At 72.9% G+C, this 22,764-nt stretch carries 17 protein-coding genes and 1 tRNA gene; 11 read left to right on the top strand and 7 right to left on the bottom strand.

The annotated features are described in order from the left end of the window. Positions 1-31: 31 nt before the first annotated feature. Genes IEX22_RS06720 through IEX22_RS06710 form a run of 3 tightly spaced genes read right to left on the bottom strand, consistent with a single transcriptional unit; the run spans position 32 to position 4,123 of the window. Entirely contained in the window at positions 32-1,603 is a 1,572-nt protein-coding gene (locus IEX22_RS06720) for a succinic semialdehyde dehydrogenase (protein ID WP_188667557.1), read from the bottom strand. Positions 1,604-1,647: 44 nt separating this feature from the next. Next, positions 1,648-2,541, bottom strand: a complete 894-nt coding sequence (locus tag IEX22_RS06715; RefSeq protein ID WP_229659829.1) for a diacylglycerol/lipid kinase family protein — start codon at positions 2,539-2,541, stop codon at positions 1,648-1,650. 46 nt (positions 2,542-2,587) lie between these two features. After that, the gene (locus IEX22_RS06710) at positions 2,588-4,123 is read right to left on the bottom strand and encodes a zinc-dependent metalloprotease (protein WP_229659828.1); all 1,536 of its coding nucleotides are present in this window, start codon (positions 4,121-4,123) and stop codon (positions 2,588-2,590) included. A 332-nt stretch (positions 4,124-4,455) separates the two neighbouring features. Between IEX22_RS06710 and IEX22_RS06705 the strand changes: the two genes are divergently transcribed. From IEX22_RS06705 to IEX22_RS06675, 7 genes are all read left to right on the top strand, one after another. Continuing rightward, positions 4,456-5,628 (top strand): YlbL family protein, encoded by a 1,173-nt coding sequence (locus IEX22_RS06705; protein WP_229659827.1) that lies wholly within the window; start codon positions 4,456-4,458, stop codon positions 5,626-5,628. 109 nt (positions 5,629-5,737) lie between these two features. Continuing rightward, positions 5,738-8,725 (top strand): UPF0182 family membrane protein, encoded by a 2,988-nt coding sequence (locus tag IEX22_RS06700; protein WP_438816605.1) that lies wholly within the window; start codon positions 5,738-5,740, stop codon positions 8,723-8,725. Positions 8,726-8,770: 45 nt separating this feature from the next. Beyond that, a tRNA-Met gene (locus IEX22_RS06695) sits at positions 8,771-8,844 on the top strand. Positions 8,845-8,942: 98 nt separating this feature from the next. After that, complete coding sequence (locus tag IEX22_RS06690) at positions 8,943-9,986, top strand: LLM class flavin-dependent oxidoreductase (protein ID WP_188667554.1); 1,044 nt, start codon at positions 8,943-8,945, stop codon at positions 9,984-9,986. A 110-nt stretch (positions 9,987-10,096) separates the two neighbouring features. Then, positions 10,097-11,077, top strand: coding sequence for an acyl-CoA thioesterase (locus IEX22_RS06685; RefSeq protein ID WP_438816604.1), 981 nt, complete (start codon positions 10,097-10,099; stop codon positions 11,075-11,077). Between the two features lie 9 nt (positions 11,078-11,086). Next, complete coding sequence (locus IEX22_RS06680) at positions 11,087-11,758, top strand: hypothetical protein (protein WP_188667552.1); 672 nt, start codon at positions 11,087-11,089, stop codon at positions 11,756-11,758. Then, on the top strand, positions 11,755-12,432 hold the full coding sequence (locus IEX22_RS06675) for a hypothetical protein (RefSeq protein WP_188667551.1): 678 nt from the start codon (positions 11,755-11,757) through the stop codon (positions 12,430-12,432). Before IEX22_RS06680 ends, IEX22_RS06675 begins: the two co-directional genes overlap by 4 nt. A gap of 109 nt (positions 12,433-12,541) precedes the next feature. On the opposite strand, the gene IEX22_RS06670 is transcribed toward IEX22_RS06675, so the two are convergent. From IEX22_RS06670 to IEX22_RS06660, 3 genes are all read right to left on the bottom strand, one after another. Continuing rightward, complete coding sequence (locus IEX22_RS06670; RefSeq protein ID WP_188667550.1) at positions 12,542-13,933, bottom strand: cryptochrome/photolyase family protein; 1,392 nt, start codon at positions 13,931-13,933, stop codon at positions 12,542-12,544. Between the two features lie 146 nt (positions 13,934-14,079). After that, positions 14,080-14,892: a PspA/IM30 family protein gene (locus tag IEX22_RS06665; protein ID WP_188667549.1), complete on the bottom strand. Its 813-nt coding sequence runs from the start codon at positions 14,890-14,892 to the stop codon at positions 14,080-14,082. Positions 14,893-15,018: 126 nt separating this feature from the next. Then, positions 15,019-17,145: a TPM domain-containing protein gene (locus IEX22_RS06660; protein ID WP_188667548.1), complete on the bottom strand. Its 2,127-nt coding sequence runs from the start codon at positions 17,143-17,145 to the stop codon at positions 15,019-15,021. Positions 17,146-17,406: 261 nt separating this feature from the next. Here IEX22_RS06660 and IEX22_RS06655 point away from each other — a divergent pair, with 261 nt between their 5' ends. From IEX22_RS06655 to IEX22_RS06645, 3 genes are all read left to right on the top strand, one after another. Further along, complete coding sequence (locus IEX22_RS06655) at positions 17,407-19,014, top strand: S1C family serine protease (RefSeq protein WP_188667547.1); 1,608 nt, start codon at positions 17,407-17,409, stop codon at positions 19,012-19,014. Positions 19,015-19,145: 131 nt separating this feature from the next. Beyond that, positions 19,146-19,934, top strand: a complete 789-nt coding sequence (locus tag IEX22_RS06650; protein ID WP_188667598.1) for an electron transfer flavoprotein subunit beta/FixA family protein — start codon at positions 19,146-19,148, stop codon at positions 19,932-19,934. Positions 19,935-20,012: 78 nt separating this feature from the next. Beyond that, positions 20,013-20,969, top strand: a complete 957-nt coding sequence (locus IEX22_RS06645) for an electron transfer flavoprotein subunit alpha/FixB family protein (protein WP_188667546.1) — start codon at positions 20,013-20,015, stop codon at positions 20,967-20,969. A gap of 108 nt (positions 20,970-21,077) precedes the next feature. Here IEX22_RS06645 and IEX22_RS06640 read toward each other — a convergent pair whose 3' ends face one another. After that, positions 21,078-21,551, bottom strand: coding sequence for a tRNA (cytidine(34)-2'-O)-methyltransferase (locus IEX22_RS06640; protein WP_188667545.1), 474 nt, complete (start codon positions 21,549-21,551; stop codon positions 21,078-21,080). 77 nt (positions 21,552-21,628) lie between these two features. Here IEX22_RS06640 and IEX22_RS06635 point away from each other — a divergent pair, with 77 nt between their 5' ends. Next, entirely contained in the window at positions 21,629-22,726 is a 1,098-nt protein-coding gene (locus IEX22_RS06635) for a DNA polymerase IV (protein ID WP_188667544.1), read from the top strand. Positions 22,727-22,764: the final 38 nt, after the last annotated feature.

Here is a 22,764-nt window from a genome sequence, read left to right as displayed (position 1 = left end):
TGCTGACGAGTGCTGCGGGTGAGGGACCGGGTCAGCGCACGCGGCGCAGCACGCCGGCCGCGGTGCTGATGACCCGGTAGTACGCGGTGTTGCTCATCCCCGGCCAGGGGCCGATCGGACGCCACCGTTGCGTGGCGACGGTCTGCGACTCGGTGTACTTCTCCAGGCCCTCCCGGCCGTGGCGACGACCCAGGCCCGAGGCCTTCCAGCCGCCCATCGGCGCCGCGTACGACGCCCAGGCCGCGGCGTAGCCCTCGTTCACGTTGACCGTGCCGACCTCGAGCCGCCGGGCGACGTCGGCACCGCGCCGGGCGGAACCCCACACGCTGGCGTTGAGGCCGTAGGCACTGTCGTTGGCCCGCGCGATCGACTCCTCGTCACCGCTGGTGACGTGGATGCTCACCACCGGACCGAAGGTCTCCTCCCGGGCGGCAAGGGCGTCGGGGGGCACGTCGGCCAGGACGGTCGGCTCGAACACGGCGGGACCGAGGTCCGGCCGGGGGCGGCCGCCGGTCAGCACGCGGGCGCCGCGGGCGACGGCGTCGTCGACGTGCCGCTGGACGCGGTCCCGCTGGGCCGTGGAGATCAGGGAGCCGACGTCGTACTCCCACGACGGCCCCACGCCGAGCCGCAGCCGGGCGGTGGCCGCCACGAACGCGGCGGTGAAGTCGGCGGCGAGGCGCTGCGGGACGTAGATCCGCTCCATGCTGATGCACAGCTGGCCGGCGTTGGAGAAGCTCGCCCGGACGGCGCCCTCGGCGGCGCGCTGGACGTCGGCGTCCTCGAGCACCAGCAGCGGGTTCTTCCCGCCCAGCTCGGCCGAGCAACCGATCAGCCGGGACGCGCAGCGCTGGGCCACGGTGGTGCCGGTCGCGGTCGACCCGGTGAACATCACGTAGTCGACCGCATCGATCAGGGCCGGGCCGATGACGTCGCCGGGCCCGGTCACCACCTGCATCACGGCCTCGGGCAGCCCCGCCTCACGCAGGAGCCGTACGACGGTGAGGGCGCTGAACGGGGTCTGCGCGTCCGGCTTGATCACCACCGCGTTGCCCGCCAGCAGCGCGGGGACCGCGTCGCTGCCGGCGAGCGCGAACGGGTAGTTCCAGGGGGCGATGATGCCGATCACGCCGCGGGGGTGGCGCACCTCCCGCGTCCGGGTCAGGACGGGGAAAGCCCCGGCCCGCCGGCGATCCCGCAGGATGCCCGGCGCCGTCCGGGCGTCGTGGCCGGCCACCAGGGCGACGTCCATCATCTCCTCGAGCGCGTGGACCCGGGACTTGCCCGTCTCGGCCTGGATGACGTCGAGGACCGTCTCCCGGTGCCGGTGGACCAGCTCGCCGAACCGGCGGATCACGCGGGCACGCTCCCGCACCGGCCGCGCGGCCCAGTCCCGCTGCGCCGCGCGGGCGCCGGCCACCACCCCGGCCACCTCGTCCTGCCGGTGGGTGGGCACGGAGCCGAGCCGCGTGCCGTCACCCGGGGCGCGGACCACCACGGGAACCCCGGTACCGGTGAGCACGCGGGTGAGGGCCTCGGCGCGGAATCGGGCGCGTGCCCCGGCGAGCGGCTCGGCGGGGGTGACGGTGGGGCTGGCGGACATCGGAACACTCCTGCGATCGGTGGTGGTGCCGGAGGTGGTGGTGATCAGACGGTAGCGGAGAGAACCCGCAACGCGCCGGGCAGCACGGTGAACGTCATCGGCGTCCGACCGACGACGTCGCCGTCCGCGTACACGGTCTGCCGCGCGGGGGCGTGGACGGTGATCGCGGCGCCCCGGTCGGCCCGCAGCGTGACGCCGTCGATGTGGCTGCCGGCGTACAGCCGGGGCAGCAGGAAAGGGTAGCGCCAGCGGGGGAGCCCCTCCACCGTGGTGACGTCGAGGAGCCCGTCGGTCAGGCTGGCGGCGGGGTTGACCTTCATGCCCGCCCCATACCGGCCCGAGTTGCCGATGGCGACGTTCCAGCCGTCGAACTCGTGGGCGCGTCCGTCCACGTCGACGGACCAGCGGGTGGCCCGGGTGGTCGCGAGCGCTCGGGCGCCGCCCCAGGCGTACACCAGTGCGGACGGCACCGCCGCCGGCGCGGCGTTCGCGTAACGGTTGGCGGCAGAGTCGTAGCCGACGGTGGCGACACCGAGGAACGGCCGGTCCCCGGCCAGGCCCACGTCCACGCGGGTCTCCACGGCCGCCGGCAGTGCCGCGCACGCGATCATCGGGTCCCGCGAGCCGCCGATGGCGCGGATGAAGTCGCAGCCCCGGCCCGCGGGCAGGGGCGCCACGAGCGCCCCGCTGGCCAGAGCGCCCTCGGCCACCCGGGCCAGCAGCCCGTCGCCGCCCAGCGCCACCAGCAGGTCCTCGGGGTCGGCGCGCTCGGCCACCTCGACGGCGTGCCGGGCCGAGGTGGTCAGGGTGGTCTGCACGGCCCACCCGTGGGACCGCAGGACGTCCTCGACGCGGGGTGCCGTCGCCGCCGCACGGCCGCGGCGGGCCGTCGGGTTGACGATCAGGCGCGCGCGAACGGAGCTCCTGCCGGCTCTCACGCGTCCGGGTCGCTCGGCGGGGCGAACCGGTCGAACCGAGTCGGCCTCAGCCCCGGGGCCGCTCGGGGCCACCGTCGGAATCGGCATCCGGTCCGGCACCCGGCTCATCGGACGGATCGTCGGCCGGCGCGGCCGGGGCGTCACCGGGATCGGTGCCCGCCGCCGCGTCCGGGTCCACGTCGAACAGGGACTCCTGCCCGGGCAGTTCGTCCTCGTCCGTGGCGACGGCGTCCTCCGCGGTGGCCGGCTTCTCGTCGAACCCGCCGGCGAGCAGCTTCTCCAGGGCCGCGTCGACGTCGGCATCCGCCGCGGCCCGCTGCTGACTGCGAGCCGTGAAGTCGGCGGGGTGGTCGAGGTCCTCGGGGGTGGGCAGCAGGTCGGGGTGCGCCCAGACGGCGTCCCGACCCTCCGCGCCGCGCTCCTCGGTCAGGGCGGCCCACAGAGCGGCGGCGTCCCGCAGCCGCCGCGGCCGCAGTTCGAGGCCGACGAGGGACGCGAACGCCTGCTCGGCGGGACCGCCGGTCGCCCGCCGGCGCCGGACCACCTCCCGCAGGGCGGCCGCGGCGGGCAGGTTGGTGGTGGCGGCCGCGGTGGCCTCGTCCACCCAGCCCTCGATCAACGCCAGCGCCGTCTCGAGCCGCGCGAGGGCGGCCTCCTGCTCCGGGGTGCGCTCGGGCGTGAACATGCCGCCGGACAGGGCCTCCTGGACGGACTCCGGGTTCGACGGGTCGATCTGCCGGGCGGCGTCCTCGATCCGGGCGGTGTCGATGTGGATGCCGCGGGCGTAGCTGCCGATGATGCCGAGCACGTGCGAGCGCAGCCACGGGACGTGCACGAAGAGGCGCGCGTGCGCGGCCTCCCGTACGGCCAGATACAGCCGCACCTGGGACTCGTCGAGGTCCAGGCCCTCACCGAAGGCGGCGACGTTGGCGGGCAGTAGCGCCATCGTGCCCTCCGCGAGCGGGATGCCGATCTCGGACGCGGAGACGACGTCGCCGGCGAGTTCGCCGACCGCGTGCCCGAGCTGCATACCGAAGAGGGCGCCGCCGAGATTGCGGATCATGGAGCCGGCGCCCCCCATCATGCCGGCCATCTCCTCGGGCATCTGCTCGGTCATGGCCTGCGTCAGCGCGGTGGCGATGCTGTTGGCCACCGGCTCGGTCATCTGCTTCCAGGTGCCCATGGTGGCCTCGACCCATTCGGCGCGGGACCAGGCGCGGCCGGTGAGGCCGGTGCCGGGGAAGTCGGTCACCGGGTCGAGCCAGAGCTCGGCGACCCGGAGCGCCTCCTCGACATCTCGCCGCTGGGAGGCGGAGACGGAGGGGTCGGTCCTGGCAGCGGCGCCGCGGCGGGCGCTCTCGTGCGCCAGCTGCCAGTTGACGGGGGAGTCACCCGAGGCGCTCATCATCGCCTGCACCTGCTGGAACATCATGGCCAGGGTGTTGGGGTCGGACGGCATGCCCGCGGCACGCGCCAGTTCGGCCGGGTCGAAGCCCTCCAGGTTGCCGCCGAGCAGCTTGGACAGCATCTCCGACAGCGGGTCCTGCGGAGTGTCGTCGTCGTTGCCGTGCTGGGAACTCATGCGGGTACCGTCCTCGTGTCCGGTCGTGGCGGGCTGCACCGGCATGCCGTCAGAACGATGCCGGCGGTCGGGCGGTGGGGATGGTCGCCCGCTCCGGCCGCCCGGTCGATGCGTTCACGTTACCTGCGGCGGGTCCGCGGTGTCTGCCCGAAGCCGTCCCGTTCGCCGCGGGCGGAGCCGGGAACTCGACGGCGATGGGGGCGGCCGTTCGGGACGGCCGGGCGGCGGCCCCAGCGACGGGCGGTACCCTGTGGGGTGCGCTGAGCCGCCGCGCCGACCATCCGGGCGCGGCCGGGACGACGATCACCGGCGCAGATGAGGATCCACCTCCCGTGAGCAGCGACCAGCGGGCCGGCGCGAGCCCGGCCGCCCGACCGGACGACGTCGCCGTCGGCCCCGGCACTGCCGGCGGCGACCCCCGCCGTCGCGGACCACTGGCCGCGGCGCTGGGCGGCCTGCGTTCACGTCGGCGCCCGACGCCGCTGGGCGCGAGCACCACCGTCGCCGTCCTGTGCACCGCCCTCGCCCTGGCCCTGCCGGCGCCCTTCGTCGCCGAGTCCCCGGGCCCGACGTTCAACACGGTGGGCACCGTCGACGGCCACCGCCTGATCACCGTGGACGGCCGCGCCAGCTACCCGACGACCGGCAACCTGGATCTGACCACCGTGTACGTCAACGGCGGCCCGAACGGCGCCCTCAACGCGGTCGACGCGCTCGGCGCCTGGCTGGACCCGACCCGGTCCGTGGTGCCGACCGAGCTGCTCTACCCGCCCGACGTCACCGCGGAGCAGGTGGAGCAGTCCAACTCCGCGGCCATGACGAGCTCCCAGCAGGAGGCCGTCGCCGCGGCCCTGGCCCACGAGAAGATCGCGTTCGACCGCACCCTGACCGTCGCAAACGTCGTCGACGGCACCCCGGCCGCCGGCCGGCTGCGGGACGGCGACGTGCTGGAGACGGTGGGCGGGCGCGCCGTGACCGGCATCGAGGACGTCCGCTCCGCCGTGGCGGCGGCCGCGGGCTCGCCCGTCGCCCTGCGCGTGCGCAACGACGGCGCGACCCGCACGGAGCGCGTCACCCCGGCGCAGGGGGAGGGCGGCACCTGGCAGCTGGGCGTCCAGCTGGCCGCGACGTACCGGTTCCCCTTCTCCGTCACCATCGCCCTGGACAACGTGGGCGGCCCCAGCGCCGGCATGATGTTCGCCCTGGGCATCATCGACACCATCACTCCGGGCGCGCTCGCGGGTGGCCGGCACATCGCCGGCACCGGCACCATCAGCGCGGACGGGACCGTCGGCGCCATCGGCGGCATCGCCCAGAAGATGGAGGGCGCCCAGGACGCGGGCGCGCAGCTGTTCCTCGCCCCCGGGGCCAACTGCTCCGACGTCGTCGGGCACGTCCCGGACGGCCTGCGGGTGGTGCGGGTGGACACGCTCGCCGGCGCGGTCCGCGCGGTGGAGACGGCGGCGGCCGGCGGCGACCTGGGCGCGCTGCCCCGCTGCGGATAGGACCCCGCCGGGGGCCGAGGCCGCCGTGGCTTGGAGCTGGGACCGCGGCCCGGGCAGAATGGCACCAGGACGACCCGACCCCGGCGTCGCCTCGACATCAAGGATCGCAGTGACTTTCGGAGCAACCCCCCAGCCACGTCAGAGCAGACCGCGATCGGGGCGGCGTCGCTCCGCCCTGATTCCCACGATCGTCATCGTCGCGGTCATCATCGGGGCCATCGTCCTGCTGAGCCAGGTGTACACCGACGTCCTCTGGTACAGCCAGCTCGGCTACCTCGAGGTGTTCCTCAAGGAGAACCTCACCCGGCTCGGGGTCTTCCTCGCCGGGTTCCTGATCATGGCGCTCGGGGTGTACGCCAGCATGGCCGTCGCCTACCGGGCCCGCCCGGTGTACGCGCCGGAGGAGGGCACGCCCGACAACCTCGCCCGGTACCAGGCGAGCTTCGAGCCGGTGCGCCGGCTGGCCATGATCGGCGTGCCCATCGTGTTCGGCATCTTCGCGGGCACCGCCGCGGCGTCCCAGTGGCAGCGGATCCTGCTGTTCTTCAACCAGGAGCCGTTCGGGCAGACCGACCCGCAGTTCGGGATGGACTACAGCTTCTACCTCAACACGCTGCCGTTCCTCGGTTTCCTCTCCGGCCTGCTGGTCAGCGTCGTCCTCGTGGCCGGGGTCCTCGGCATCGTGACCCACTACCTGTACGGCGGGATCCGGCTGCACGAGCGCGGGGTGGCCATCGCGCGGCCGGCGCGCGTGCACATCGCCGTCGTCGCGGCCGCGTTCCTGCTGCTGCAGGCGGTCAACTTCTGGCTCGACCGGTACGCCACCCTGCAGAGCACGTCGGGCCGGGTGGCCGGGGCCCTGTACACCGACGTCAACGCCGTCATCCCCACGAAGGCCGTGCTCGCGATCGCCGCGGTGATCGTGGCGGTGCTGTTCATCGTCGCCGCGGTGATCGGGCGCTGGAGGCTGCCGCTGATCGGCACCGTGGGCCTGATCATCACCGCGATCCTGGCCGGCGGCGTCTACCCGTGGGTGGTGCAGCGCTTCCAGGTCACCCCGTCCGAGCAGACCTTCGAGCAGCCGTACATCCAGCGCAACATCGACCTGACCCGGCAGGCGTACGGACTGGACGCGGTCCAGTCGCAGGAGTACAAGGCCACCACGAACACCAGCGCGGGTGCGCTGCGGCAGGACGCGCAGACCACCGCCAGCATCCGCCTGCTGGACCCCAACCTGATCTCCGCGGCGTTCTCGCAGCTGGAGCAGTTCCGGCCCTACTACCAGTTCTCGGGGCTGCTCGACGTCGACCGGTACGCGGTGGACGGCAAGACACAGGACACGGTCGTCGCGGTCCGCGAACTGCGGCCGGACAACATCAGTGGCTGGTACAACCAGCACATCGTCTACACCCACGGCTACGGCGTCGTCGCCGCGGCCGGCAACCGGGTGGCCGCCGACGGCAAGCCGGAGTTCCTGCTCGCCGGGATCCCCAGTAGCGGGACGCTCGGCAACGACGAGACCTACGAGCCGCGCATCTACTTCGGCGAGAACTCCCCGGAGTACTCCATCGTGGGCGGATCGGAGGGCTCGTCCCCGCGGGAGCTGGACCGGCCGCAGCAGCAGGGCTCGACCGAGGACACCTTCAACACGTTCAGCGGCAACGGGGGGCCCGGCGTCGGCAACTTCTTCAACAAGCTGCTCTACTCCCTGAAGTTCCAGTCCTCCGACCTGCTCCTCTCGGACGCCGTGAACGCGGACTCGCAGATCCTCTACGACCGTGACCCCCGGGAGCGGGTCGAGAAGCTCGCGCCGTACCTGACGGTCGACGGCAAGCCCTACCCGGCGATCATCGACGGCCGGGTCAAGTGGATCGTGGACGGGTACACGACCAGCTCGTCCTTCCCGTACTCGACGCAGCAGCAGCTGGACTCCGTCACCCGCGATTCGCAGACCGCGGACGGGCGGGTCGCCGCCCTGCCGGCGAACAACGTCAACTACATCCGCAATTCGGTCAAGGCCACGGTCGACGCGTACGACGGGTCCGTGGACCTCTACGCGTGGGACGACCAGGACCCGATCCTCAAGGCCTGGCAGAAGGTCTTCCCGACCACGCTGAAGCCGTACAGCGAGATGTCCGGCCAGCTGATGGCACACGTGCGGTACCCCGAGGACCTGTTCAAGGTCCAGCGTGGCCTGCTCGCCAGCTACCACGTGACCAGTGCCGTGGACTTCTACCAGCAGAACGACGTCTGGTCGGTGCCCAACGACCCGACCAGCTCTACCGCCGTGCCGCAACCGCCCTACTACCTCTCGCTGCAGGTGCCCGGCTCGGACCAGCCGTCGTTCAGCCTGACGTCGTCGTTCATCCCGCAGACCCGGCCGGGGGAGACGCCCCGCAACGTGCTCTACGGGTACCTGTCCGCGAACGGCGACGCCGGCAACAAGGCGGGCGTGAAATCGCCGGACTACGGCAAGCTGCAGCTGCTCAACCTCCCCAAGTCCGGCTCGATCCCCGGGCCCGGCCAGGTGCAGAACCGCTTCAACTCCGATCCGACGGTGTCCCAGACGCTGAACCTGCTGCGGCAGGGCGCGTCCAACGTGCTCAACGGCAACCTGCTCACCCTGCCCGTCGGCGGCGGCATGCTGTACGTCCAGCCGGTGTACGTCCAGTCCAGCGGGGAGACCTCCTACCCGTCGCTGCAGCGGGTGCTGGTGGGCTTCGGTGAGAAGGTCGGGTTCGCGCCCACCCTCGACGAGGCACTGGACCAGCTGTTCGGCGGCAACTCCGGCGCCGCCGCGGGTGACTCGGCGAACGCCGGGAAGACCCCCGGTGGCTCGGGCTCCTCCTCGGGCCAGGGCACCAGTGTGAGCGTCCAGGCCCAGCTCAAACAGGCCCTCGCCGACGCCGACGCCGCCGTGAAGGAGGGCCAGCAGGCCCTGGCCAAGGGTGACTTCGCCGCCTACGGGGCCGCCCAGAAGAAGGTCTCGGAGGCCCTCGGCCGGGCGATCCAGGCGGAGAACGAGCTCGGCCAGGGCACCGGGGCGACCGCGTCGCCGAGCCCGTCCGCGACCCCGTCGCCGACCCCCAGCCAGTAGCCGATTTGGTCTCCATCCCGCGTCCCGGTAGAGTGGTTACTGCGACGCGGGGTGGAGCAGTTCGGTAGCTCGCTGGGCTCATAACCCAGAGGCCGCGGGTTCAAATCCCGCCCCCGCAACGAGAGAAGGCCCCGATCCGTCAGGATCGGGGCCTTCGTGTTTTCCGCATGAGGCGGTGGTCCGGTTCCCGGGCGGGCCGACCGTCTACGGTGAGGGCATGACCGCCCGCGAGCTCGCCTTCCTCAGTTTCGTTCCCGACGACGACGGCGACCCCGGGGAAGCGCTCCGGCGGGGCGTCCGGCAGTTCCAGCACGCGGAGCAGCTCGGCTACGGCTCCGGCTGGGTCCGGGTGCGGCACTTCGAACCGTTCCTCTCCGCGCCGCTGACGTTCCTGGCCACGGTCGCCGCCTCCACCGCACGGATCCACCTCGGCACCGGGGTGCTGCCGATGCGCTACGAGGACCCGATCCGCGTCGCCGAGGACGCCGCCACGCTCGACCTGGTCAGCGGCGGGCGGGTGGAACTCGGCCTGAGCGGCGGGATCGGGCCCCTCGCCGGCGTCCTCGACGAGGTGTTCGGCACCACCCACCGCGGCTTCGACGGCGAGGCCCAGGAACGGATCCGACGGTTGCGCTCCGCCCTGGCCGGTGAGCCGGTCGCCCGCACCCGGGGCCCGTTCATGACCCGCCCCGCCGGTGCCGAACTGCGGGTGACGCCCCACGCGCCGGGACTGGCCGACCGGGTCTGGTACGGCCCCGGCAGCGTCCGCAGCGCCCGGCGCGCGGGGGAACAGGGCGTGGACCTGCAGCTGTCCACCGTGAACGGCGAGGATGCGGGCGGCAGCTTCGAGGAGGGTCAGGCGGACCAGATCCGGGCCTTCCGCCAGGCCCGGGACGCCGCGGCGGCGGCCGCGGGCACGTCACTGCGGGCGCCGCGCATCAGCGTCGGTCGGATCGTGCTGCCCCTGCTGACCGCGGCGGACCGGGAGGCGCACCGCGGCTTCATCGACTTCTACGCCGACCGGATGGACGACCGCGGTCGACCGCACCACGGTGGCGCCCCGACGGTGTTCGGCCGCATCCACGCCGGCTCGGTCGACGAGATCGTCGACGGGCTGTCCCGCGACCCCGCCCTCGCCGAGGCGACGACGATCAGCGTCACGCTGCCCGCTCCGGGCGGCGAGGCCGCCCACGCGCGGGTGCTCGAGGCGGTCGCCGGCTCGATCGCCCCGCAGCTGGGCTGGAGCGGGCCGACCGGCTGACCCGCCGGTGTGCATGGTCAGCGCACTGACCTGCCCGTATGCTGACGGCGGGGGCGCCGTACCGGTGGAGTGACACCGGTGGAGTGACACCGGTGGAGTGGATGCGGGGGATGAGGATGGCCGGGACACAGCCCGAGGTCACGTTGCGGTTCATGGCCGCGCCCACGGATGCCGGCCTGACCGGCACCGTGGACGGGGGCCGCGTGCTCGAGTGGATCGACAAGTCGGGGTACGCCTGCGCGGTCGGCTGGGCCGGCACCTACTGCGTCACCGCGTACGTCGGGAACATCAAGTTCGCCCAGCCGGTGCGGATCGGCGACATCGTCGAGGTGCAGAGCCGGTTGGTCTACACCGGCCGGTCCAGCATGCACATCGTCACCACGGTGGCGTCGGGGGATCCGCGCACCGGGGACTTGACCGTCGCCACCCAGTGTCTGAGCATCTTCGTCGCCGTCGGCACGGACGGCCGCCCCACCCCGGTGCCGACGTTCACGCCGGTCGACGACTGGGAACGGGAGCAGCACGAGATCGCCCGGAAGCGGATCGACCTGCGCGCCGACATCGAGGCCTCGATGGCCGACCAGGTGTACAGCGACGCCGGCACCGCGCCGCGCACCGTGCTGCGGTTTCTCGCCGCGCCGACCGACATCAACTGGGGCGGCAAGGTGCACGGCGGGACGGTGATGCGCTGGATCGACGACGCCGCGCACGTCGTCGCCTCCGGCTGGCACGGCGGGCGCACCATCGCCGCGTACGCGGGGGGCGTGCGGTTCTACCGGCCGCTGCTGATCGGCGACCTGGTCGAGGTGGACGCACGGCTGGTGCACACCGGCACGACGAGCATGCACCTGAGCGTGCACGTGCGCTCCGGTGACCCGAAGACCGGCGAGCTGAATCTGACGACGCACTGCATGATCGTGTTCGTCGCCCTCGACGAGCAGAACCACAAGGTCGCGGTGCGCACCTGGGAACCGGTGTCCGAGGAGGACGCCGCGCTGGACGAGCACGCGCGGTACGTGATCGGCGTCCGGGAACGCCTGCGCCGGCAGGTGCCCGCGGACCCGCCGGCGTCCCGCGCCGGCGCCCGCTGAGCTACGGCCGTGAAGACGGTACGCGCGTGGCTCGCGCGACTCTTCGTCCTGCCCGCTCGTCGTCGACATTGGATCTTCGTCGGCATGGTCGTGGGCTGGTACGCGACGAGTCGCCTCGTCGTCGCTCTGCTCGACCGCACGAACCCCCTCTACTGGATCGCCGTCCCGATCCTCGGCTACGGCGGGCTGATCTCGCTTGCCACGATCTGGACCTCCTTCACCAGCGGGATGCTGTTCGGTCGGCTCCTGCCCCTGCCGCGCCACGAGCTGGTGCGGTTCGCCGAGCGACGGTTCCGGAGCGTCGAGACGTGGCCGTCCCCGCTGTCCGTCGACGACCTGCTCGCCCGCCTCTCCGACCTCCCTCCGCTCACGACGCCGGTCCTCGTCCAGCCCCTGCCCGACGGCATGTTCCTGCGGTATCGGCGCTGGCATCAACCCGAGCCGTGGCCGAGTTCGGCTCCACCGCCTCGTCGGATCAAGGTCCGGGCGGACGTCCTCATCGTCGTCACCGCACGCCTCGACGGCGGCGCCACCATCGACGCCCACTGGGACGGTGAACCGCGACTGACGGACGCGATGCGCGCTCGCGCCCGGCTCGGCCGGGACGTGGTCGACGCCGCCCGGGCGCTGACCGAGCAGGTCGAGCGAGAAACAGACGCCACCTCGGGCGGTGACCGATGAGCTGGCTGGAGCAGGCGGCGCGGCGGATGGCCCTGATCAGCGGCAGCCGGCGACGGCGGATTGCCATCTCCTTCGGGCTGAGCATCGTCCTGGGGCTCGTCCTCGTCGTCGTCCTGCGCGCCACCGGCGGCGCCGACGGGCCCTGGTACCTGCTGATCATGGTGGGCTCCTACGCGGTCCTGTTCCTCTGCGGTCGGATCCTGGACGGGATGGCCACCGGTCGCTACGCCGGCCGGCCGCTGGACCTGCCCCGTGCCCGGATGATGCGCGACGCGGCGCGGTACTACACCCGGGTCACCTCGTGGACGAGTCCGCTCACCGCGGAGGAGGCGCTGGGACGGCTGATCGAACGGATGCGGGTGCCGCACGTCCGGACCCAGGCGTACGACGGGGCCCTGTGGATCCGCATGGTCCAGACGTACCAGGTCGCCTCACCCGCCGATCCCGAGCTGCCGTCGCCCGCGATCGTGGAGGCCGAGGTGCTGGTGTTCGTCGACGACCTGCCGCGGGCGGAGCACGACAGCCACGGATCCCCGGAGCGGACGGCGGTGACGGTGCACCACCAGGTCCGCCGCGCGACGGGCCTGGGAGCGACCATGCTCGACGACCCGTCCCGGGCCGCCACCATGACCGACCACCTGCTCATCGCCGTCCGGGATGCGACCGGCGACTGAAGACCAAGGCGAGGAGCGCCAGCTCGTCAATAGATGTTCCATCCGGGCCGCCGCAACCGCTTGCGTCGACGTCTATTGACGAGCTGGCGGGAGGACGAGAGGGGAGGCGTCAGCGGCCGGACGCCCCGATGTCGTCGTACGCGGCCAGCGCCCGGCGGCGGGTCCGCCTCAGGTCCACCATCGGCTCCGGGTAGTCCGCCGGCGGGTCGTGGTCCCACGGCTCGTGCAGCGCGGATCCGTCGCGCCCGGCCAGCTCGGGGACGAACCGGGTGATGTAGGACCCGTCCGCGTCGAACTTGCGGCCCTGCGTGACCGGGTTGAACACCCGCACGTACGGGAACGCGTCCGCCCCGGAGCCGGCCGTCCACTGCCAATTGGCCGGATTGTTCGCGGCGTCGGCGTCCACCAGGGTGTCCCAGAACCACTGCTCGCCGGCCCGCCAGTCGATGAGCAGGTTCTTGATCAGGAACGAGGCGGTGATCATCCGCACCCGGTTGTGCATCCAGCCGGTCTGCCACAACTGCCGCATCCCGGCGTCGACCAGCGGGTAGCCGGTGCGGCCCCGCTGCCAGGCGCGCAGGTCGCCGGGGGAACGGCGCCACCGCATCCCGTCGAACTTCGCCCGGTGATTGACCGTGGCCAGGTCCGGGTTCGCGTACAGCAAGTGCCAGTTGAACTCGCGCCAGTGGATCTCCGAGAGGAAGGCATCCCGGTCCTCGCGAGGGCTCGCGCCGGCGACGGCGGCCCGCACCTGGAAGGGGCTGACCTCCCCGAACCGCAGGTGGGGGGAGAGGCGGCTGGTGCCCTCGACGCCGGGCCGTTCGCGGCTCGCGTCGTACCCGTCGAGGATCCCGTCGACGAACTGGGTGAGCCGGCGGGTCGCTCCGGTCTCGCCCGGCTCCCACGCCTCGGCCAGGCCGGCGGACCAGTCCGGTGCGCTCGGGTGCAGACCCCACTCGTCGAGGTCGTCCGACGCCACGTCCGGGCCGGCGAGCCGGCGCACCGCCGGCAGCGGGTCGCGGGGCTCCTCGGCCCGCTGGCACGCGCGCAGGAAGGGCGAGTACACCTGGAACGGTTCCCCGGCGCCGGTGGTGATGGTCCACGGCTCGTGCAGCAGGTTCGCGGCGAAGCTGTGCGCCTCGACGTCGTGCTCGCCGGCCCACGTCTTGACCGCCGCGTCGATCTCGCGCTCGGGGCCGCCGTAGCGGCGGTTCCAGACGACGGCGTCCGCGCGCGCGTCCTGGATCACGGCGGGCACCACCTCGATCGCGGCGCCCCGGCGCAGGACCAGCCGGGCGCCGGCGGCCTCCACCGCCGCGCCCAGGGCGGCGAGCGAGTGATGCAGCCACCAGCGCGCCGCGCCGCCGAGTGAGCGGACGCCCGCGCTCGCCTCATCGAGGACGTAGAGGACGACGACGTCGCCGTCGTCCGCAGCGTGCCGCAGCGCCGGGTTGTCCGCCAGGCGCAGGTCGTCCCGCAGCCACACCACCGTGGTCGTCATCCGGCCAGCCTAGCGATATCTCGACAACCGAGACGACTGTCGCCGCCGACCACGACTGTCGCCGCCGACCACGACTGTCGCCGCCGACCACGACTGTCGCCGCCGACCACGAGGGTCGACGGCGACAGGAACCGGGGCCGGGGTGCTCAGTACTCCGTGCGACTGGGCTCCGGTGTGCCGGTGGAGGCGGGCGCGCCGGCCGAGTAGTCGACGTCGGCGTCGTCGGCCTCGATCGACTGCTGCGGGCGGGTGCCGGCCTTCAGGGCAGCGAGCCGGGCCTCCACCTCGGTCTGCTCGCCGAGATCCTCGAGCGAGTCGAACTGGGCGTCCAGGCTGGAGGCGGCCAGCTCCTGCTGCCCGCGCACCCGCGCCTCCTCGCGCCGGACCTTCTCCTCGAACCGGGCGACGTCGCTCGTCGGGTCCATCACGTCGATGCTGCGCATGGACTCGTGGACCTGGGACTGTGCCTGCGCCAGTTTCGCGCGGGAGTTGAGCTCGTCGCGCTTGCGGGTCAGCTCGTCGAGCTTGCCGCGCATCTGGTTGAGGCCGTCCTTGAGCTTCTCGACGATCTCGCTCTGCGAGGCGATCGTCGGCTCCGCGCCGCGGGCCTCCTGCTCGGCGGACATCTGCCGCTGGATGGCGACCTTGGCCAGGTTGTCGAACTTCGTCGCGTCCGCGGCGTTGCCACCGGCGCGGAACTCGTCGGCCTTGCGGCTGGCCGCGAGGGCCTTGTTGCCCCAGTCCTGGGCCGCCTTGATGTCCTGCTGGTGGTCGTCCTGCAGCATCCGCAGGTTGCCGATGGTCTGGGCGACGGCGGACTCCGCCTCGGCGATGTTGTTGGTGTAGTCCCGGACCATCTGGTCGAGCATCTTCTGCGGATCCTCGGCCTGATCGAGGATCGCGTTGATGTTCGCCTTCGCCAGTTGCGCGATGCGCCCGAAGATGGAGTGCTTGGCCATGCTGCTTCCTTTCGTGGATGTCAACCGTTGGTGCTCATCGCTGGGGACCGGAACCGGACGGACATCTCGATTCTGGTGGGCCGCGGCGATGAAGTCGAGGTCAGGGCGCCGCCGGCCCGGACGGGCTCAGAAGTCGCCTCCGCCGAAGTCGCCTCCGCCGAAGTCCCCGCCGCCCCAGTCGCCGCCTCCGCCGCCGCCCCAGCCGCCTCCGCCGCCCCAGGAGTCGCCGCCCCACCCGCCGCCGCCGTGGCCGCCGCGCAGAATGGAGTCGATGAGGATGCCGCCGAGGACGGCGCCACCGAATCCGCCGCCGAAGCCCCCGCCCCCGAAGCCCCCGCCCCCGCCGTAGCCGCGGCCTCCGCCGCCGCCCCAGCCGGCGTAGTCGCCGATGTCGTCCTGCGCGGACCGGCTGGCCTGCTGGGCGAGGCTCTCGGCCTGCTGCGCGTAGGTCAGGGCGGCGCGCGGGTCGCGGGACTGCAACGCCAGGGCCTGGTCCAGGTTGCGCTGGGCCTCGGCGAGCCGGGTCCGGGCCTCACTGCCGACGCCGCCGCGGCGGGTCGCGATGAAGTCCGACGCCGCGGAGATCTGTGCCTGGGCGCTCATGACCGCCTGCTGGAGGGCGTCGCGAGCGCGCCGCGACTCCGACTGGGCGTCCCGGATGCCGGTCAGCGACGCGTCGAGCGTGCGGTGCGCGCTCTCCACCCGGCGCAGCAGGTCGAAGGGGTCCGGCCGGCCCGCGCGCAGCTCCTTGTCGACCGCGGCGATCGCGGTCTCCGCCGCGGCGACCTGGCCGATCAGCTCCGGGTTCTGCCCGCTGCTGGCCAGCGCCTTCGCCTCCGCGACGTCCTGGGCCGTGTCGCCCATCGCCCGCCGCAGCTGCTCGTCGGCGCGACCCAGGTCGCCGCCGACCCGGTCGATGGCGTCGAGCAGCTGATCGGTCTGCTGGACCGCCTGCTCGGCGGCGCGGATGGCCAGCGCCGCCTCCGACCGGTTGCCGCCCTGCGCCTGCAGATTCCGCTCCGCCGCCGCCCGGGCCGAGGTGACGAAGGCGAGCCGCTCGTTGGCCTGGGCGATGTTGTCGGTGATGGTGCTCAGCGCGGAGTCGGCGTACCGCTGGCGCAGCGAGCCGAGCGCCTGCTCGTGCTCGGCGACGCGGGCGGCGGAACGCCGGGCGGCCTCGGAGACCCGGGCGAGGGCGTCGGGCGCCTGCTGTTCGAGGGACCGCAGGGCGTCGAAGTCGCCCTTCTGCTCCGCGAGGGCGCGGTTCGCGTCCTCGGAGCGGCGCAGGATCTCGGTCAGCCACGCCCGCTGCTGCTGCTCCGTGTCCGGGATGTCGTCGTCGAGCTGCTGGCGCAGCTTGAAGGACTCCCGCAGGTGCGCCTTCGCGTCCTCGATCGCGGCCGCGAACCGGCCGGTCTGCTTCTCCCCGTACTGGGCCTGGGCGAAGGCGAGCTCCTGCTCGGAGGTGCGGATGCCGTCGTCGGCGGCGATCAGGGCGGCACCGGCGCGCTTGTTCAGCTCGTCCACACTCAGGCCGGCGAAGGGGTCCGCCGGCTGCTGCGGCTGGCCGGGGGCGTCGCCGTAGAGGGTGCCGGTGCCGTCCTGCCGGTACGTGTTGGCGATCTGCTTGTCGCGGGACTTCCGGCGCCGGCCGAGGAAGAAGATGCCGCCGATCAGGGCGGCGGCCACGAGACCGACGCCGAGCAGCGGGGAGAGGAAGCCGGTGCCGGAGCCCGAGGAGGAGGTCTGACGCTCGACCGTACCGCCGCCGGCGGCACTGCGGATCCCGTCCACGGTGGTCAGGGCGGCCTGCGCCCAGTTGCCGGACCGGACCTCGGATCCGACGGCGCTCTTGATGGTGTCGATCTCGTTGTCGCTGATCGCGCTCGTGTTGTAGTCGATCAGGGCACCGCCGCGGGTGTCGGTCGCGACGGCGAGGACCACCGCGTTGCTCGGCGACCCGCTGCGCTGCAGGGCGGACCGGGCCCAGGCGCTGCCGGACGCGGCGTCCCCGAAGTTCTTCACGTAGGCGACGAACAGGTTCTGCCCGGTGGACTGCTTCAGGTCGCTCACGGCCTGCTCGACCCGCGACGCGTCGCTGCCGAGGACGCCCGCGGAGTCGATCACCGTCCGGTCGGAGCTGAAGGTCACGGGCGACTCGGCGTGGGCGGTCAGGGGCAGCGCCCCCGAGATGCCGAGCGCGGCGACGAGTGCGATCAGGACGGCGACTGGTCGCCGGTGGCGGGAGCGCATGGAATTCCCCTCATCCCCCGGTCGGGACGCTTCTCGCGCAGACCGCCACGCCTCTCGTGGCCGGGCCGCCGGGATCATCTTGATTCTATGGTTGCCACAAAACCAGGCGGAAGCAGGCCGTGTCTGCCAGCAGCGAAAGACGGCACGCTCGTGCGGGATCCTCACAGTCGCTGCTCAGGCTACGGCCCCGACGGGCACAGATTTGGGCACCAGACTGTGGGTGAAGCAGGGTGGTGGTTCAGGTTGAGAAAGGAACCCATCATGACAGAGCAGCACGGGTCGGATCAGCCGACTCCTCGCGGGTCCACGGGCGACGGCGCTCCGCCGCGGCCGTCGCACCAACCGGGTGAGTCCTTCACTCAGCCGATCCCCCGACCGGGGGACACACAGTCCTACCCGCAGGACCAGTACGGCCAGCAGGACCACGACGCGTACGGTCAGCAGGAGCACCAGCCGGCCTACGGGCAGTACCACGACACGTACGGCCAGCAGGACCAGTACGGCCAGCAGCACGTCCCGTCCGGCCAGTACGGCCAGCAGGACCCGTACGGCCAGCAGGACCAGTACGGCCAGCAGCACGACCCGTCCGGATCGGGCTGGGGTGCGGGCACGACGACGACGGCCGCCCGGCCGACCACGCGGCGGCGCGGCCGGTTCGGTGTGGGCACCCTCGTCGCGTGCACGCTGGCGGCGGGCCTCGTCGGCGGCGGTGCCGCGGCGGGCGTCGCCACCCTGGCCGACGGCGGCTCGTCCGCCACGAGCACCGCCTCGCAGCAGTCCGGCACCAACACCGTCATCGTCAACAACCAGAAGAGCGTCAACGCGATCACCGCGTCGGCCCAGAAGGCGTCCCCGTCGGTCGCCACCCTGGCGGTCTCCGGCGGCGGGCAGTCCGGCACCGGCTCGGGGATCATCCTCGACGACGACGGGCACATCCTCACCAACACGCACGTCGTCACGCTCGACGGGCAGGTGTCCAAGCCCACCATCCAGGTCCAGTTGAACGACGGTCGGATCTTCAGCGGTACCGTCGTCGGGACCGACCCGCTGTCGGACCTGGCCGTGGTCAAGATCGACGCGACCAACCTGACGCCGGCCGAGATGGGCAGCTCCTCCTCGCTGAACGTGGGCGACACGGCCATCGCCATCGGCTCCCCGCTCGGGCTGGCCGGCACGGTGACCGACGGGATCGTCTCGACGCTGAACCGCACCATCCAGGTGCAGTCCTCGGCCGTGCCGAAGGACAGCAGCGGCGACTCGGGCGATCAGGGCCAGTCGGAGAGCCCCTGGAACTTCGCTCCTCCGGGTGGCGGGGAGAGCCAGCAGAGCTCCGGCCAGGGCTACGTGTACCTCAACGTCATCCAGACCGACGCGGCGATCAACCCGGGCAACTCCGGTGGCGCGCTCGTCGACCAGGACGGCAAGATCATCGGCGTCAACGTCGCGATCGCCTCCTCCGGGTCCTCGTCCGGTTCGTCGAGCTCCGGCAACATCGGGGTCGGCTTCTCCATCCCGATCGATCACGCCAAGCGCGTCGCGGACGAGATCATCAAGGACGGCAAGGCCACCCACGGCCAGCTCGGGGCGACGGTGCAGTCCTACGCGCCCGGCTCCTCGTCGTCGTCGAGCGCGGCGTTCTCCAACGGTGCCCGGATCCAGAGCGTCGTCTCCGGGGGGGCGGCCGCGAAGGCCGGCCTGAAGGAGGGCGACATCGTCACCAAGGTCGGCGAGCGCACGGTGAAGGACAGCCAGGAGCTGACCGCCTCCGTCCGTGAGCAGGCCGCCGGTGCCACCGTCAAGGTCGAGTTCACGCGCGACGGCAAGACGCAGACCGCCGACGTGACGCTGGGCGAGGCCACGACCCAGTAGCCGCGGTCCGCCCCGCACGAAGCACCACCGCAGCGCCGCCCCACCCACGCGGGGGCGGCGCTGCGACGCGTCGGGGCACGCCCCGGGAGGGCGCGGCCGTGTGGTTAGCTAGGGGCGTGCAGACCCCGGGTTTGAGAATTCTTGTGCTGGTCAAGTACGTGCCGGACACCCAGTTCCCCCGCCGGCTCAGCGGCGACGGCCACACCCTCGCCCGCGGCGAGAGTATCCTGTCGGAGCTCGACGAGTACGCGCTCGAAGCCGCCGTCCGGATCCGGGAGGCCGCCGCCGACCCGCAGTCGGTGCACATCGCCGCGCTGACGATGGGGCCGGCCGACGCCGTGAGCGCCCTGCGCAAGGCGCTGCAGCTGGGCGCCGACGAGGCCTATCACCTGGCCGACGACGCGCTCGCCGGGTCCGACGCGGCCGCGACCTCGCGAGCGCTCGCCGCGCTCGTCGCCCACGTCGGCGGCGCGGACCTCGTGCTCTGCGGCATGGCCTCCACCGACGGGGAGACCTCCCTCGTCCCGGCGCAGCTCGCCGAGCGGCTCTCGCTCGCGCAGGTCACCTTCGCCGCGAGCCTCCAGATCGCCGACGGGACCGTGCGCGCCACCCGCAACGGCGCGACCGACGCGGAGAGCGTCGAGGCGCCACTGCCCGCGCTCGTGTCGGTGACCGACCAGGCCAACGATCCGCGGTACCCCAATTTCAAGGCGATCATGGCCGCGAAGAAGAAGCCCGTGACCACGCTGTCGCTGGCCGATGTGGGGCTGGAGCCGGCGGCGGTCGGCGCCGCCGGATCGTGGACGCGCGTGCTGGCCGCCACCGAGCGGCCCGCGCGGACCGCCGGCACCGTGATCACCGACGAGGGCAACGCCGGCGTCAAGCTGGTCGACTTCCTCGCCGAGCGCCGGCTGCTCTGAGCCGCCCCGCCGCGTCGTTCCCCGGCCCGCGTGCGATCCACGCGCCGCCGTCGCCCGAGTCTCGCTGAGGAGATCCCCATGAGCACCGTCCTCGTCTACCTGGACGCCCCGCACGGCACCACGCTCGCGAAGGCCGCCCGTGAACTGCTGACGCTGGGCCGATCCCTCGGCGACGTCACCGCGCTGGCCCCCGTCGATGTCGAGTCCGCGCTGCTGGACAGCCTCGCCGAGCACGGCACCACGGCGCTGCTGACCCCCGCACAGCCGCTGGAGGACCTGCTGGTGGCCGGGAAGGCCGCGCTGCTGGCCGCCGCGATGGAGCAGGTGCGGCCCGACGTCGTCCTGCTGGGCAACACGTTCGAGGAGAAGGAGATCGCCGGCCGCACCGGGATCAAGACCGACTCGGGGGTGATCACCGACGCCGTCGCGGTCGACGCGACCGACCACGGCGTGACCGCCGCGAAGGCGGTGCTCGCCGGGGCCTGGTCCTCCCGCGTGGCCGTCACGCACGGGACGCCGATCATCACCGTCAAGCCGAACGCCGTCGTGGCCCTCCCCGCCTCCGCGGCGACGGAGGTCGCGACCGGCACCGTGACCGTCCAGGACCCGGGACCCGCCGCGCGGATCACCGCCCGATCCCCGAAGCCGGAGAGCACCCGGCCGGAGCTGACCGAGGCGCGCGTCGTCGTCGCCGGGGGCCGCGGCACGAACGGCGACTTCGGCCCGATCGAGGCGCTCGCCGACGAGCTCGGCGCCGCCATCGGCGCCTCCCGCGCCGCGACCGACGCCGGCTGGATCGACCACGACGCGCAGGTGGGCCAGACCGGCAAGACCGTCTCCCCGCAGCTCTACATCTCCGCGGGCATCTCCGGCGCCATCCAGCAGAAGGCCGGCATGCAGACGTCGCAGACCATCATCGCGATCAACAAGGACGGCGACGCGCCCGTCTTCGAGGTGGCCGACCTCGGCATCGTCGGCGACCTGTTCACCGTGCTGCCGCAGGCCACGGAGGAGATCCGCCGCCGCCGCGGCTGAGGCGGCTCCATGTCGCCTCGACGTGGAAGGGGCATCGAGAATCGCGGATGTGTCATCCGGAGGCCAGGGAAACGACCATTCCGCAATGTTCGACCGGCATCGAAGGCGTCAGCGGGTGAAGGCGGCGCCGGCGAAGTCGTGTTGGCGCCACGCCTCGTACACCGCGATCGACGCCGCGTTCGTGAGATTGAGCGACCGACGGCCGGGCAGCATCGGGATCCGCACCACCTCGGTGATGTGCGGGTCGGCCTTCGCCTCGGCGCTCAGGCCCACCGACTCCCGGCCGAACATCAGCACGTCGCCGGGCTCGTAGGCGATGTCGCTGTGCGCGCGAGCGCCCTCGGCGGTGAACGCGAAGACCCGCGCCGGCATCAGGGCCGCCCACGCCGCGGCCCGGTCCGGGTGCACGGTCATGACGGCGAGGTCGTGGTAGTCCAGTCCCGCGCGGCGCAGCTTGTTCTCCTCCAGGTCGAACCCGAGGGGTTCGATCAGGTGCAGTTCCGCCCCGGTCAGCGCCGCCAACCGGATCGCCGCTCCCGTGTTGCCGGGGATCTCGGGGGAGTCGAAGAGGATGCGGAACACGCCGACCAGTGTAGTGGCGCAGGTGGGCGGCCCCGACCGCCCGTGACAGGCGACGCCGGGTCGGTGAGAATCGAGCCATGTCCAGCCCCGACGGCATCACCTCCCGCCCCTGGGTGCTGCACGTGGACCTCGACCAGTTCATCGCCGCCGTCGAGGTGCTGCGCCACCCGGAGCTGGCCGGCAGGCCCGTCGTCGTCGGCGGCCGCGGGGACCCGACCGAGCGGGCCGTGGTGTCGACGGCGTCGTACGAGGCTCGCGCCTTCGGGGTCGGTTCGGGGATGCCGATGAAGATCGCCGTCCGCAAGATCCCCGACGCCGTGTTCCTGCCCGTCGACGCCGCCGCCTACGAGGCCGCGTCCGCCGTCGTGATGGCCACCCTGCGCGCGCAGCCCGGCGTCGTCGTCGAGGTGCTCGGCTGGGACGAGGCGTTCCTCGGCGTCACGACCGACGACCCGGAGGGGGTGGCCCGGCGGGTGCAGGAGGCCGTCCTGGCGGCCACCGACCTGCACTGTTCGGTGGGCATCGGGGACACCAAGGTGCGCGCGAAGATCGCCACCGGGTTCGGCAAGCCGGCCGGCGTTTTCCGGCTGACCGCGGAGAACTGGTTCGCCGTGATGGGGGAGCGGCCCACCCGCGAGCTGTGGGGCGTGGGCGCGAAGGTCTCGGCCCGGCTGGCCACCCGCGGGGTACGCACCGTCGCCGAGCTCGCCGCCGCCCCCGAGGCGGAGCTCGTGGCCGAGTTCGGCCCGCGGATGGGTCCCTGGTACGGCGGACTCGGCCGCGGCGACGGGCCCCGCGTCGTCGACGACAGCCCGTGGGTCGCCCGCGGGCACAGCCGGGAGACCACCTACCAGCAGAACCTCACGACACCGGAGCAGATCACCGACGCCATCCGGGTCCTCGCCGCGGCGGTGCACGGGGACACCGAGGCCGAGGAACGCCCGGTCGTCCGGCTGACGCTGAAGGTCCGGTATGCCCCGTTCTTCACGAAGGTGTACGGCGGGAAGCTGCCCGAGCCGACCCGGGATCGGGAGACGGTGATCGCCGCGGCCGTCGACCTGGCCGGGCGGCTGGAGGCCGGACGGGAGGTGCGTCTGCTCGGCGTTCGTGCCGAGATGGCCCTGCCGACGCCCACCGACCCCGAGACCCGCACCCCCGTGCGCGGCCGCTGGTGAGCAGTGCCGGTGACGGTGCCACCCGCGACGGCGCACGA

The sequence above is a fragment of the Tersicoccus solisilvae genome, assembly GCF_014643255.1.
Classification (GTDB): domain Bacteria; phylum Actinomycetota; class Actinomycetes; order Actinomycetales; family Micrococcaceae; genus Tersicoccus; species Tersicoccus solisilvae.
The sequence above is the reverse complement of the archived record's forward strand: the minus strand, read 5'-3'. Positions and strand labels throughout refer to the sequence as shown.